General features: G+C 70.2%; 10 protein-coding genes and 1 tRNA gene. 6 read left to right on the forward strand and 5 right to left on the reverse strand.

The annotated features are described in order from the left end of the window. Positions 1 to 51 precede the first annotated feature (51 nt). Genes KK483_RS07525 through KK483_RS07540 form a run of 4 tightly spaced genes read left to right on the forward strand, consistent with a single transcriptional unit; the run spans position 52 to position 4,608 of the window. Positions 52 to 981, forward strand: coding sequence for a branched-chain amino acid ABC transporter permease (locus KK483_RS07525; RefSeq protein WP_262004430.1), 930 nt, complete (start codon positions 52 to 54; stop codon positions 979 to 981). Next, positions 978 to 2,813: a branched-chain amino acid ABC transporter permease gene (locus tag KK483_RS07530; RefSeq protein ID WP_399013591.1), complete on the forward strand. Its 1,836-nt coding sequence runs from the start codon at positions 978 to 980 to the stop codon at positions 2,811 to 2,813. The genes KK483_RS07525 and KK483_RS07530 overlap by 4 nt, the downstream gene beginning before the upstream one ends. Next, entirely contained in the window at positions 2,810 to 3,892 is a 1,083-nt protein-coding gene (locus KK483_RS07535) for an ABC transporter ATP-binding protein (protein ID WP_262004432.1), read from the forward strand. Before KK483_RS07530 ends, KK483_RS07535 begins: the two co-directional genes overlap by 4 nt. Continuing rightward, entirely contained in the window at positions 3,892 to 4,608 is a 717-nt protein-coding gene (locus tag KK483_RS07540) for an ABC transporter ATP-binding protein (protein WP_262004433.1), read from the forward strand. Before KK483_RS07535 ends, KK483_RS07540 begins: the two co-directional genes overlap by 1 nt. A gap of 124 nt (positions 4,609 to 4,732) precedes the next feature. Here the strand turns inward: KK483_RS07540 and KK483_RS07545 are convergent, their stop codons facing one another. Continuing rightward, positions 4,733 to 5,395: an ANTAR domain-containing response regulator gene (locus KK483_RS07545; protein WP_262004434.1), complete on the reverse strand. Its 663-nt coding sequence runs from the start codon at positions 5,393 to 5,395 to the stop codon at positions 4,733 to 4,735. Between the two features lie 92 nt (positions 5,396 to 5,487). Between KK483_RS07545 and KK483_RS07550 the strand changes: the two genes are divergently transcribed. After that, positions 5,488 to 5,570 (forward strand) — tRNA-Leu (locus tag KK483_RS07550). Positions 5,571 to 6,139: 569 nt separating this feature from the next. Here the strand turns inward: KK483_RS07550 and pyk are convergent. Together pyk and KK483_RS07565 are read right to left on the reverse strand one after the other, a co-directional pair. Then, entirely contained in the window at positions 6,140 to 7,567 is a 1,428-nt protein-coding gene (gene pyk, locus KK483_RS07560; RefSeq protein WP_262004435.1) for a pyruvate kinase, read from the reverse strand. Between the two features lie 167 nt (positions 7,568 to 7,734). Next, positions 7,735 to 8,433: an SIMPL domain-containing protein gene (locus KK483_RS07565; RefSeq protein WP_262004436.1), complete on the reverse strand. Its 699-nt coding sequence runs from the start codon at positions 8,431 to 8,433 to the stop codon at positions 7,735 to 7,737. Between the two features lie 97 nt (positions 8,434 to 8,530). On the opposite strand from KK483_RS07565, the gene KK483_RS07570 reads away from it, so the two are divergent. Beyond that, on the forward strand, positions 8,531 to 10,324 hold the full coding sequence (locus KK483_RS07570; protein ID WP_262004437.1) for a bifunctional UDP-sugar hydrolase/5'-nucleotidase: 1,794 nt from the start codon (positions 8,531 to 8,533) through the stop codon (positions 10,322 to 10,324). 66 nt (positions 10,325 to 10,390) lie between these two features. Here KK483_RS07570 and KK483_RS07575 read toward each other — a convergent pair whose 3' ends face one another. Together KK483_RS07575 and KK483_RS07580 are read right to left on the reverse strand one after the other, a co-directional pair. Beyond that, positions 10,391 to 11,866, reverse strand: a complete 1,476-nt coding sequence (locus tag KK483_RS07575) for a lysine N(6)-hydroxylase/L-ornithine N(5)-oxygenase family protein (protein WP_262004438.1) — start codon at positions 11,864 to 11,866, stop codon at positions 10,391 to 10,393. After that, entirely contained in the window at positions 11,863 to 13,245 is a 1,383-nt protein-coding gene (locus KK483_RS07580; RefSeq protein WP_262004439.1) for an aminotransferase class V-fold PLP-dependent enzyme, read from the reverse strand. The genes KK483_RS07575 and KK483_RS07580 overlap by 4 nt, the downstream gene beginning before the upstream one ends. Positions 13,246 to 13,251: the final 6 nt, after the last annotated feature.

Consider the following 13,251-nt stretch of genomic DNA (forward strand, 5'->3'; position numbering starts at 1 on the left):
AAAGCGTCCCGCGCGGTGTCATATCCGGCGAAAGACTTCGGAGGACCTGCGGTGAACGAACTGCCGCAACAGCTGGTCAACGGCCTGCTACTCGGATCGATGTACGGGCTGGTCGCCATTGGCTACACGATGGTCTACGGCATCGTCCAGCTCATCAACTTCGCCCACGGCGAGATCTTCATGACCGGCGGCTTCGGTGCCCTCACGGTCTGGCTGATACTCCCCGGCGGCACGACCATGTGGGTGGCGCTGCCGCTCATGATCATCGGCGCGATCATCGTCGCCACCACCATCGCCGTCGGGGCGGAACGCTTCGCCTACCGGCCACTGCGCGGCGGACCACGCCTCGCACCGCTCATCACCGCCATCGGGCTCTCCCTCGCCCTCCAGCAGGCGGTCTGGGCCTGGTACCCGGGAGCGAAGTCCTCCCGCACCTTCCCGGAGATCCCCGGCGGTCCGTTCCACCTCGGGTCCATCACGATCCAGACCGGCGACATCTTCCTGCTGATCGCGGCACCGCTCTCCATGGCCTTCCTCGGCTACTTCGTCATGAAGACCCGCACGGGCCGCGGTATGCAGGCCACCGCGCAGGACCCGGACACCGCGAAGCTCATGGGCATCAACACCGACCGCATCATCGTGGTCGCCTTCGCCCTGGGTGCCGCCTTCGCCGCCATCGGTGCCGTCGCATACGGCCTGAAGTACGGCGAAGTCCAGTTCCGCATGGGCTTCCTCCTCGGCCTCAAGGCCTTCACCGCGGCCGTCCTCGGCGGCATCGGCAACATCTACGGCGCCATGATCGGCGGACTCGTCCTCGGTGTCGCCGAGACCATGGCCGCCGCGTACGTCAGCGAAGTCCCCGGTATGGAACAGCTCGGCGGCCAGTCCTGGGCCAACGCCTGGGCCTTCGTACTCCTCATCCTCGTGCTCCTCTTCCGGCCCCAGGGCCTCCTGGGTGAGCGCGTCGCGGACAGGGCGTGACCACCATGACCACACAGACCAGCGCCACGGACACCCCCCAGGTCTCCAAGGCCGACGCCCCCCGCGGTCTCATCGCCCTGCCGCCGAGTACCGCACGGGCCACCGCCACCGCGGGCGGCGTGCTCACCGCCATCTCCGCCTTCACGGCGTGGACCTGGACCGCCGCGTTCCCCGGCAACCTCACGGTCTACGGCTACCCGGGCGGCCTCCAGTGGCTCGTCCTCGTCGGCGGCGCCCTCACCGCGCTCTTCGGTCTCGCCTCGTACGGGGTCAAGGGGCTGCGCTGGCTCACACCGGCCGGCGGTGACGCGGCCATCAAGCTGGCCGCCTACGGTACGTACCTCACGACCTGGTACACGCTGACCGCGATCAGCGTCCAGCTCGGCGGACTCGTCAACCTCGAACCGGGCGGCTACGTCGCGGCCGTCGCGAGCCTCGTCGGTCTCGTCGGTGCACGGGCCCTCCCGTACGAGCGCCCGGCGCTGGAGCCGGCCGACGCCGACGACAACGCCTGGCAGCGGTCCCAGCACCTGTTCAGGAACCGCTGGACGACCTTCAAGGCGTCCATCGCCTCCGGCACGCCCACCCCGGCGCCCAAGCTCCCCTCGTACGCCGAAATCCTCATCATCACCGGCATCCTGGCGCTCGGGCTGTTCGTCTTCACCTACGGCATCACCACGGAGTACGACGAGCTGTTCGTCGGCTTCATGATCACGGCGGGCTTCGGCTTCGGCGCCCTCGCCAAGGCCGGACTCATCAACCGGGCATCGGCGCTCACCGCGCGCCACCGCAACGTGACCATGGCGGGTGCGTTCGCCGCCGCCGCCGCGTTCCCGCTCACGCAGTCCGACGACCAGTACGCGACGATCGGCGTCAACATCCTGATCTTCGCCACCGTCGCCCTGGGGCTGAACATCGTCGTCGGCCTCGCCGGCCTCCTCGACCTCGGATACGTCGCCTTCCTCGGCGTCGGCGCCTACGCCGCAGCCATGGTCTCCGGCTCGCCGTCATCGCCGTTCGGCGTCCACCTGCCCTTCTGGGCCGCGATCCTCGTCGGCGCCGGCGCATCCATGGTCTTCGGCGTCCTCATCGGCGCCCCGACCCTGCGCCTGCGCGGCGACTACCTCGCCATCGTCACGCTCGGCTTCGGTGAGATCTTCCGCATCACCGTGCTGAACCTCGACGGCACGTCGGGCCCCGACATCACCAACGGCTCCAACGGCATCTCGTCGATTCCGAACCTCAACATGTTCGGCTTCGACTTCGGCGCCGTGCACAGCTTCGGTGGGTTCGAGATCGGCCGCTTCGCGAACTACTTCTACCTGATGCTGCTCGTCACGCTGGTCGTCGTCGTGGTCTTCCGGCGCAGCGCCGAGTCCCGTATCGGCCGTGCGTGGATCGCCATCCGCGAGGACGAGACCGCCGCCGAGGCCATGGGTGTCAACGGCTTCCGCGTGAAGCTCGTCGCCTTCGCCCTCGGCGCCGCGCTCGCCGGTCTCGCCGGTGCCGTCCAGGCACACGTCACCTACACAGTGACCCCGGAGCAGTACCAGTTCGCCCATGTGGTGCCGCCCAACTCGGCGTTCCTGCTCGCCGCCGTCGTCCTCGGCGGCATGGGCACCATCAGCGGCCCGCTCGTCGGCGGCGCACTGCTCTTCCTCATCCCGGCGAAGCTGCAGTTCCTCAGCGACTACCAGCTCTTCGCCTTCGGCCTCGCGCTGGTACTGCTGATGCGGTTCCGGCCCGAGGGCCTCATCCCCAACCGACGCCGCCAGCTCGAGTTCCACGAGAACGAGGAAGCGCCCGCCACCCTCACCAAGGCAGGTGCATGATCATGACGACCACCACCACGGCCACCGGAGAGACGGTTCTCGACGCCCGCGGTGTCACGATGCGCTTCGGCGGTCTGACCGCCGTACGCAACGTCGACCTCACGGTCAACAGCGGCGAGATCGTCGGGCTCATCGGCCCCAACGGCGCCGGCAAGACCACCTTCTTCAACTGCCTCACCGGCCTCTACATACCCACCGAGGGCGAGGTCCGGTACAAGGGCACCGTCCTGCCGCCGAAGTCCTACAAGGTGACGGCCGCGGGTATCGCCCGTACGTTCCAGAACATCCGGCTCTTCAGCAACATGACGGTGCTGGAGAACGTCCTGGTCGGCCGGCACACCCGGACGAAGGAGGGCCTCTGGTCCGCGCTGCTGCGCGGCCCCGGCTTCCACAAGGCCGAAGCCTCCTCACGCGAACGGGCCCTGGAGCTCCTGGAGTTCGTCGGCCTCGCCGCCAAGGCCGAGCACCTCGCCCGCAACCTCCCCTACGGTGAGCAGCGCAAGCTGGAGATCGCCCGCGCACTCGCGAGCGAACCGGGACTGCTCCTGCTCGACGAGCCCACCGCGGGCATGAACCCGCAGGAGACCCGGGCGACCGAGGAGCTCGTCTTCGCCATCCGCGACATGGGCATCGCCGTCCTCGTCATCGAGCACGACATGCGCTTCATCTTCAACCTCTGCGACCGGGTCGCCGTACTCGTCCAGGGCCAGAAGCTCGTCGAGGGCGACAGCGAGACCGTGCAGAGCGACGAGCGGGTCATCGCGGCGTACCTGGGCGAGCCGTTCGAGGGCGCACCCGGCGCGGAGGAGGCGGCCGAGGTCGCGGAGGCGGAGGCACACGCGGCCGAGGCCGCCGCCGAGGCCACCGAGGGTACTGAGGCCGCCGAGACCGCCGAGACCGCGGAGTCCACTGCGGCCGCCGAGTCCGACGAGCCGTCCGTGGCCGACGAGCCCGACGACGAGTCCGCCGAGGGCGACGAGCCCGCGGAGGACGAAGGCGCCGACGACGGTGAAGGCACAAGCGACACCGGCACCGACACCGCCAAGGCCTCCGGCGGCACCGGCAAGGAGAACGACTGATGACCGCACTGCTCGAAGTCGAGGACCTGCGCGTCGCCTACGGCAAGATCGAGGCCGTCAAGGGCATCTCGTTCAAGGTCGAGGCCGGCGAGGTGGTCACCCTCATCGGCACCAACGGCGCCGGCAAGACCACCACACTGCGCACCCTCTCCGGGCTCCTCAAGCCCGTCGGCGGCCAGATCAAGTTCAACGGCAAGTCGCTGAAGAAGATCCCCGCCCACCAGATCGTCTCGCTCGGACTCGCCCACTCCCCCGAGGGACGGCACATCTTCCCGCGCATGACGATCGAGGACAATCTGCTCCTCGGCGCCTTCCTGCGCAGCGACAAGGAAGGCATCGCCAAGGACGTCCAGCGCGCCTACGACCTCTTCCCCATCCTCGGGGAACGGCGGAAGCAGGCCGCGGGCACCCTCTCGGGCGGTGAGCAGCAGATGCTCGCCATGGGCCGGGCCCTCATGTCCCAGCCCAAGCTGCTGATGCTGGACGAGCCGTCGATGGGCCTCTCGCCGATCATGATGCAGAAGATCATGGCGACCATCGCAGAGCTCAAGACCCAGGGCACCACGATCCTGCTCGTCGAGCAGAACGCCCAGGCCGCGCTCTCCCTGGCCGACCACGGTCACGTCATGGAGATCGGCAAGGTCGTCCTCTCCGGCACCGGGCAGGACCTGCTCCACGACGAGTCCGTCCGCAAGGCCTACCTCGGCGAGGACTGAGCGTCACCCCATACGAGGAGGCCCGCACCCCCGGCCGGGGGTGCGGGCCTCCTCGTATCTCCAGGTCTCCGCCACTGCGGGAGTGCGCGTCTACGCGACTGCGCGTCTACGCGGACGGCCGGGGCTACTGCCCCTTCGCGGCCTTCTTCTCCGCCGCGTCCTCGATGACCGCCTCCGCGACCTGCTGCATCGACAGCCGACGGTCCATCGACGTCTTCTGGATCCACCGGAACGCGGCCGGCTCGGTCAGCCCGTACTGCGTCTGCAGAATGCTCTTCGCACGGTCGACGAGCTTGCGCGTCTCCAGCCGCTGGGCAAGGTCCGCGACCTCCGTCTCCAGCGCCTTCAGCTCCGCGAACCGCGACACCGCCATCTCGATCGCCGGCACCACATCGCTCTTGCTGAACGGCTTCACGAGGTACGCCATCGCCCCCGCGTCCCGGGCCCGCTCGACGAGATCCCGCTGCGAGAAGGCGGTCAGCATCAGCACCGGGGCGATCGACTCCTCGGCGATCTTCTCCGCCGCCGAGATCCCGTCCAGAACAGGCATCTTCACATCGAGGATGACCAGGTCCGGCCGCTGCTCCCGGGCGATGTCGACGGCCGTCTGCCCGTCACCGGCCTCGCCGACGACGGTGTAGCCCTCCTCCTCAAGCATCTCTTTGAGGTCGAGCCGGATCAGCGCCTCGTCCTCGGCGATGACGACGCGGGTCGTCGTCGGCGGGACGTGCGACGCGTCGCGGTCGTCGGCGACGGGCTGGGGCGACTCGGGCTCGGGGGCGGTCACGGTACTCCTCGTTGCGGGGCAGGTGCTGCTACCTGAGCCTACCTAGCAGCGAGCAGCTGCGGGCACAGGGTACGCTTTCGGCGGTGCCACCAGCCCGGTTGGAGGAACTGGTCAGACTCGCGGTGCTCAAACCACCGTGCCTTCGGGCATGTGGGTTCGAATCCCACACCGGGCACTCTTCACAGGAAGCGGATGTTCACGTTCTCGTGAACATCCGCTTCTTGCTACTCTGCGCCACGACCAGTCACCCAAAGTGATCGCATGAGCTTCCAGACCACAGATGTGCGGCAGAAGGCAATCTCACTGCGGGACGGTGCAGTGCCCACGTGGCGATGGGCGGGAACTCGACGGTGCTGCGTACGCCTATCTCCTCGGTCTGTACCTAGGGGACGGCTGCATCAGCACGCTCAAGAAGGGGGTCTACTTACTCCGCGTCGCCTGCGCTGACGCCTGGCCCGGCCTCATTGACGCCTGCGAAGCCGCGATCCGCTCCGTACATCCCAGCAACAGCGAGTGTCGCGTCCAGCGGCAGGGATGCCAGTACGTCACCGCCTCCAGCAAGCATTGGCCCTGCCTATTCCCGCGGCGGTGGCCGGTGGCCCGCGGACGGTGGGCGCGGTCAGCGCTGGCGCGAGCACTGGGCGGCGCGGCGGGCCGAGGAAGCAGCCCAATGCCGCCAACATCTCCGTCGCCCGGCGGGCGTCCGTCGCCCTCATGGACGCCCACGTCGGGCCGAAGTACTGACTACCTCACCGCGTCCCCGATGTGATGCACCCGCACCAGGTTCGTCGAGCCGGCGACGCCGGGCGGGGAGCCGGCCGTGATGACCACGGTGTCGCCCTTCTGGCAGCGGCCGATCCGCAGGAGCTGCTCGTCGACCTGGGCGACCATCGCGTCGGTGGAGCCGACGTGCGGGCCGAGGAAGGTCTCCACGCCCCAGGTGAGGTTGAGCTGGGAGCGGGTGGCCGGGTCGGGGGTGAAGGCCAGGAGGGGGATCGGCGAGCGGTAGCGGGAGAGGCGGCGGACCGTGTCGCCGGACTGTGTGAAGGCGACGAGGAACTTCGCGCCGAGGAAGTCGCCCATCTCGGCGGCGGCGCGAGCGACGGCTCCGCCCTGGGTGCGGGGCTTGTTGCGTTCGGTGAGCGGGGGCAGGCCCTTGGCGAGGATGTCCTCCTCGGCCGCCTCGACGATGCGGCTCATCGTGCGGACCGTCTCGATCGGGTATTTGCCGACGCTGGTCTCGCCGGAGAGCATGACCGCGTCGGTGCCGTCGATGACGGCGTTGGCCACGTCGGATGCCTCGGCGCGGGTGGGCCGGGAGTTGTCGATCATCGAGTCGAGCATCTGGGTGGCGACGATGACCGGCTTGGCGTTGCGCTTGGCGAGTTTGACGGCGCGCTTCTGGACGATCGGGACCTGCTCCAGGGGCATTTCGACGCCGAGGTCGCCGCGGGCGACCATGATGCCGTCGAAGGCGGCGACGATGTCCTCGATGTTGTCGACGGCCTGGGGCTTCTCGACCTTCGCGATGACGGGGAGGCGGCGGCCCTCCTCGTCCATGACGCGGTGGACGTCGTCGATGTCGCGTCCGCTGCGGACGAAGGAGAGGGCGATGACGTCGGCGCCGATCCTGATCGCCCAGCGCAGGTCCTCGATGTCCTTCTCGGAGAGCGCCGGGACGGACACGGCGACGCCGGGGAGGTTGAGTCCCTTGTGGTCGGAGACGAAGCCGCCCTCGACGACGGTGGTGCGGATGCGGGGTCCGTCGACGGCGGTGACTTCGAGGGCGACGCGGCCGTCGTCGACGAGGATGCGCTCCCCGGTGGTCACGTCGCCGGCCAGGCCGGAGTAGGTGGTTCCGCAGGTGTGGCGGTCACCTTCCACGGGCTCGACGGTGATGGTGAACTCGTCTCCGCGTTCAAGCAGTACGGGACCTTCGGCGAAGCGTCCGAGTCGAATCTTCGGACCTTGAAGGTCGGCGAGGACGCCGACGCTGCGGCCGATCTCGTCGGAAGCCTTGCGGACGTGGCGGTAGCGCTCCTCGTGCTCGACGTAGGTGCCGTGGCTGAGGTTGAAGCGGGCGACGTCCATTCCGGCTTCGACCAGTGCCTTGATCTGGTCGTACGACTCGGTGGCGGGCCCCAGTGTGCAGACGATCTTTGCTCGGCGCATGGTTCGAGCCTAGAGCTTACCCGCCGGTAGAGAATTGGTTGCGCATGACTACTCAACAACCTTTGCATGAAGGCTTATTGACAAGTATTGAATTGTGCATGGGGGTGCTCTTTTGAGCATTCGGGCGTCCGGGGCGGCGGTGGCGGGGGCCGCTCGGGCCCCTGTGGTCACAGCTCGGGCGGCGTCATCGTGAAGCGCGCGTTGACCTGCGCGTAGACGGTCTGGCGCTCGGGTTCCAGGTCGAGCTCCGGGGCGGCCTCGGTGCCGGCGCCGGCGAAGGCGGCGGAGCGCAGGCCGCCGGGCACGGGGGGCGGGCCGTAGGGCGTGGGGGCCTCCGCGCCCAGGTCGGCCAGCTCGACGAGGGCGGCGAGGCGGGCGCCGAGCGCCTCGGCGTACTCGCGGGCGCGCTGGACCGCTTCGTGGACGGCCTGGCGGCGGGCCTCGCCGTGCGCCGGGGAGTCGGGGCGCAGTGACCACCAGGGGCCGTCGACGCGGGTGAGCTCCAGGTCGGCGAGGCGGGTGGTGAGCTCTCCGAGTGCGGTGAAGTCGGCCAGTACGGCGGTGATGTGGACGCGGCCGTGGTAGGCGCGGACGCGTTCGCCGCGGCCGTGCTGGGTGAGCTCCGGGCTGATGGAGAACGCGCCGGTCTCCAGCTTCTCGACCGCGTCCCCGTACGACTTGATCAGGTCGAGCACCTGGCCGTTGCGGCGGGTCAGGTCCTCCAGGGCGGTCCTGCGGTCCTTGCCGCGGGCACTGACGGTGACGCCGATCCTGGCGATCTCGGGGTCGACCTCGATGCGTGCCTCGCCGCGGACGGCGACCCTGGGCGTCTCCGGAGTTCCGTACGGTGCGGCGTTCCCGGCCATGGTGAGCTCCCTCGCTGGTGTCCTCGGACACTTTCGCACGCGGTCGCCCGTACGCCAGAATCTACGCGCGTTGTGCCACTGAACGAGGGAGATCCACATGCCGCTCAACCGCAGGACGTTCCTTGGCCGTTCGGCCGCCGCAGGGGCCGGTGTCGCCGTCGCCGGGAGCGTCGCCGTCCCTGCCGAGGCCCATGGCCGCAGAGGACGCAGGAGGCGGTACGCGTTCACCGTGATGGGCACGACCGACCTGCACGGGAACGTCTTCAACTGGGACTACTTCACGGACAGGGAGTTCGACGACAAGAGCCACAACGACGTCGGCCTGGCCAAGATCTCCACCCTGGTGAACCAGGTCAGGGAGGAGAAGGGGCGGGGCAACACGCTGCTGATCGACGCGGGCGACACCATCCAGGGCACCCAGCTGTCGTACTACTACGCCAGGATCGACCCGATCACCACCCGCCGCGGCCCGGTGCACCCGATGGCGCAGGCCATGAACGCCATCGGCTACGACGCCGCCGCGCTCGGCAACCACGAGTTCAACTACGGCATCCCGGTGCTGCGGAAGTTCGAGGAGCAGTGCGACTTCCCGCTCCTCGGCGCCAACGCGCTCGATGCGAAGACGCTGCGCCCGGCGTTCCCGCCGTACAGCATGCACCGGCTGCGTACTCCGTACGGCCGCGATGTGCGGGTCGCGGTCCTCGGGCTCACCAATCCGGGCATCGCGATCTGGGACAGGGCGAACGTCAGCGGGAAGATGGTGTTCCCCGGTCTGGAGGAGCAGGCGGCGAAGTGGGTGCCGAAGCTGCGTTCGATGGGTGCGGACGTCGTCGTCGTGTCGGCGCACTCCGGCTCCAGCGGCACGTCCTCCTACGGTGACCAGCTGCCCCACATCGAGAACGCGGCGGCGCTCGTGGCCGAGCAGGTGCCGGGCATCGACGCGATCCTCGTCGGGCACGCGCACACGGAGATAGCCGAGTACGTCGTCGTGAACAAGGAGACCGGCCGGCCGGTGGTGCTGTCCGAGCCGCTGAAGTGGGGGCAGCGGCTGACTCTCTTCGACATCGAGGTGGTGTGGGAGCGGGGTCGCTGGAGCGTGGCGAGGGTGGGCGCGAAGGTGCTCAACTCCAACACCGTCGCCGAGGACCCGAAGGTCACCGGGCTCCTCACCGACGAGCACCGGAAGGTCGTCGCGTACGTCAACCGGACGATCGGCACCTGCACCGCCGCGATGGCCACGGCCGACGCGCCGTGGAAGGACGAGCCGATCATCGATCTGATCAACCACGTCCAGACGGAGACGGTGAAGGCGGCGCTTGCGGGCGGGCAGTGGGCCGCGCTGCCGGTGCTGTCCCAGGCGTCCTGCTTCTCGCGTACGGCGGTGATCCCGGCCGGGCAGGTGACGATCAAGGACGCGGCGGGGCTGTATCCGTTCGAGAACACGCTGGAGGCACGGCTGCTGACGGGTGCGCAGCTCAAGGACTATCTGGAGTTCTCGGCGCGGTACTACGTGCAGACGCCGGCCGGGGCTCCGGTGGACACGGCGAAGCTGACGAACGCCGACGGCATCCCGGACTACAACTACGACGCCGTCTCGGGCCTGACGTACGAGATCGACATCGCGAGGCCGGCGGGTTCGCGGATCGTGGGCCTGGCCTTCGAGGGCAGGCCGGTCGACCCTGCGGGGCGGTTCGTGCTCGCGGTGAACAACTACCGGGCGAGCGGTGGCGGCGCGTTCCCGCATGTCGCGGACGCGCAGCAGCTGTGGGCGAATTCGGACGAGATCCGGAACACGATCATTCAGTGGGTGCAGGCGCAGGGGACGGTGGACCCGGCGGCCTTCGCGTCCGTGGGCTGGAAGCTGACCCGTGAGGGCGCTCCGGTGTTCTAGAGCCGGCGTTCTAGAGCGGGTGTTCCAGAGCCGGTGTTCCAGAGCGGGTGTTCTCCAGCCGGTGTTCTAGCGCCGGTCGTCGAGCCGGCTTTCGAGCCGGTCCTGGAGCGGAGTGAGCGGGGGCGCCTGGCCGGGGATGCCGGGCGCCTCCCGCCGTTCCAGCCCGAAGCTGGTGAAGGCGGTACGGCGCGGCAGCGGGTAGGGCTCCTTGCCGGTGAGGGAGTTGAGGATGGTCGCGCTGCGCCAGGCGGCGAGGCCGAGGTCGGGGGCGCCGACCCCGTGCGTGTGGCGCTCGGCGTTCTGCACGTACACCGAGCCGGTGACGCAGGGGTCGAGGACGAGCCGGAACTGCTCGTCGATGCGGGGCCGCTCGGCGGAGTCGCGGCGCATGTACGGGTCGAGGCCGGCGAGGATCCGGTCGAGGGGGCGTTCGCGGTAGCCGGTGGCGAGGACGACGGCGTCGGTGGTGAGGCGGGAGCGGGTGCCCTGCTGGAGGTGCTCCAGATGGAGCTCTACCTTGCTGGTGGCGACGCGTCCCGCGGTGCGGACGTGGACGCCGGGGGTGAGGACGGCATCGGGCCAGCCGCCGTCCAGGGTGCGTCGGTAGAGCTCGTCGTGGATGGCGGCGATGGTGTCGGCGTCGATGCCCTTGTGGAGCTGCCACTGCTGGGGGACGAGTCCGTTGCGTACGGATTCGGGCAGGGCGTGGAAGTAGCGGGTGTAGTCCGGGGTGAAGTGTTCGAGGCCGAGCTTGGAGTACTCCATGGGGGCGAACGCCTCGGTGCGGGCCAGCCAGTGGAGTCTCTCGGTCCCGGTGGGGCGGGCGCGCAGCAGGTCGAGGAAGACCTCGGCGCCGGACTGGCCGGAGCCGATGACGGTGATGTGCCCGGCGGTGAGGAGCCGCTCGCGGTGTTCCAGGTAGTCGGCGGAGTGCAGGACGGGGACGCCCGGGGCTTCGGCGAGGGGTTTGAGGGGGTCCGGGACGTACGGTTCGGTGCCGATGCCGAGGGCGATGTGGCGGGCGTAGGCGCGGCCGAGCGACTCCGCTCCCCCGTGGGTGCCGAGCTGGGTGAAGTCGACTTCGAACAGGGCGCGTTCGGGGTTCCAGCGGACGGCGTCGACCTGGTGGCCGAAGTGGAGTCCGGGGAGCCGGCTGCTGACCCAGCGGCAGTAGGCGTCGTACTCGGCGCGCTGGATGTGGAACTTCTCGGCGAAGTAGAAGGGGAAGAGCCGGTCGCGGGCCTTGAGGTAGTTGAGGAACGACCAGGGGCTGGCCGGGTCGGCGAGGGTCACCAGGTCGGCGAGGAAGGGGACCTGGAGGGTGGTGCCGTCGATGAGCAGGCCGGGGTGCCAGTGGAAGGCGGGGCGCTGCTCGAAGAAGGTGGCGGCGAGACCGCCGCCCTCCCCGTACTGGAGCCCGTGGGCGAGGGCGGCGAGGGAGAGGTTGAACGGTCCGATGCCGATGCCCACCAGGTCGTGGGGCCGGTCGAGGTCCTGAGCCTGTGCCTGTGCCTGTGTGCCGGGGGCGGTGGTGCCGGTCATCGGGTGCTGCTGCCTTCCACGAGTGCGATGAGGGTTTCGAGGTCGCCGGGGGCGGTGTGCGGGTTGAGCAGGGTGGCCTTGAACCAGAGGCGGCCGTCGGCTCTGGCGCGGCCGAGGACGGCGCTGCCGGCGTGCAGGAGGGAGCGCCGGATACGGGCGACGGTGGCGTCGTCGGCGCCGCGGGGGCGGAAGAGGACGGTGGACAGGACGGGGCGGGCGTGGAGCTCCAGGGCGGGGGTCTTCTCGATGAGGTCGGCGAGGTCGTGGGCGGCGGTGAGCGTGCGGTCGGCGAGCTCGGCGAGTCCGTCGCGGCCGAGGGCGCGGAGGGTGACGGCGATCTTGAGGATGTCGGGGCGGCGGGTGGTGCGCAGCGAGCGGCCGAGGAGGTCGGGGAGCCCGGCCTCGGTGTCGTCGTCGGCGTTCAGGTAGTCGGCGGTGTGGGCGAGCGGGGCGAGCAGGGCGCTGTCGGGGACGGCGAGCAGTCCCGCGGCGACCGGCTGCCAGCCCATCTTGTGCAGGTCGAGGGCGGTGGAGCGGGCCCGGTCGAGTCCGCGCAGCAGGTCCCGGTGGCGGGGGCTGAACAGCAGCGTGCCGCCGTAGGCGGCGTCGACGTGGAGCTCGGCGCCGTATCGCTCGCAGAGGCCGGCGATGGCGGGGAGCGGGTCGATGCGGCCGGTGTCGGTGGTGCCGGCGGTGGCGGTGACGAGGACGGGGCGGCCGCGGAGCCGGGCGAGGGTGTCGTCGAGGGCGGTGACGTCGGTGGTGCCGGCGGGCGCGGGGACGGTGACGGGCTCGGGCAGTCCGAGGAGCCAGGCGGCGCGGCGTACCGAGTGGTGGGTGTGGGTGCCGCAGACGACGGTGAGCGCGGCTCCGTGGCGCTCGCGGGCGAGGAGCAGCGCGAGCTGGTTGCCCTCGGTGCCACCGGTGGTGACGAGGGCGTCGGGGCGGGTGGCGCCGGGGTACACCTCGGCGGCGAGCGCCCTGGTCGTCTCGGCCTCCAGGGCGGAGGCGGCGGGTGCCTGGTCCCAGGAGTCGAGGGACGGGTTGAGCGCGGAGGCGGCGAGGTCGGCGGCGACGGCGAGCGCGAGGGGCGGGGCGTGCAGATGGGCGGCGCACCGGGGGTCGGCGGGGTCGGCGGCGCCGTAGGCGACGGCCTCGACGAGGGTTCGCAGCGACTCCTCGGCGCCGCGGCCCTCGGCGGGGATGACGGGGGTGGCGGTCTCCCGCACGGCCCTGCCCAGCTGCTCCGGCCCGCCCGGGGGGAACGGCCCGCCGCGTGCCACCGCGCCGCTGCGGAGTGCGTCGAGCACGACGTCGAGCAGCGGCCGCAGGGCGTCGGGTCCTGCGGTCCCTCCGGCGAGGGGCGGCGGCGTACTCATGCGGGG

Source organism: Streptomyces sp. FIT100 (assembly GCF_024584805.1).
Taxonomy (GTDB): domain Bacteria; phylum Actinomycetota; class Actinomycetes; order Streptomycetales; family Streptomycetaceae; genus Streptomyces.

Coding starts and splice junctions, on each gene's coding strand:
- KK483_RS07535 (WP_262004432.1), top strand. CDS start 2,810: ATGATCATGACGACCACCACCACGGCCACCGGAGAGACGGTTCTCGAC.
- KK483_RS07540 (WP_262004433.1), top strand. CDS start 3,892: ATGACCGCACTGCTCGAAGTCGAGGACCTGCGCGTCGCCTACGGCAAG.
- pyk (WP_262004435.1), bottom strand. CDS start 7,567: ATGCGCCGAGCAAAGATCGTCTGCACACTGGGGCCCGCCACCGAGTCG.
- KK483_RS07565 (WP_262004436.1), bottom strand. CDS start 8,433: ATGGCCGGGAACGCCGCACCGTACGGAACTCCGGAGACGCCCAGGGTC.
- KK483_RS07570 (WP_262004437.1), top strand. CDS start 8,531: ATGCCGCTCAACCGCAGGACGTTCCTTGGCCGTTCGGCCGCCGCAGGG.
- KK483_RS07575 (WP_262004438.1), bottom strand. CDS start 11,866: ATGACCGGCACCACCGCCCCCGGCACACAGGCACAGGCACAGGCTCAG.
- KK483_RS07580 (WP_262004439.1), bottom strand. CDS start 13,245: ATGAGTACGCCGCCGCCCCTCGCCGGAGGGACCGCAGGACCCGACGCC.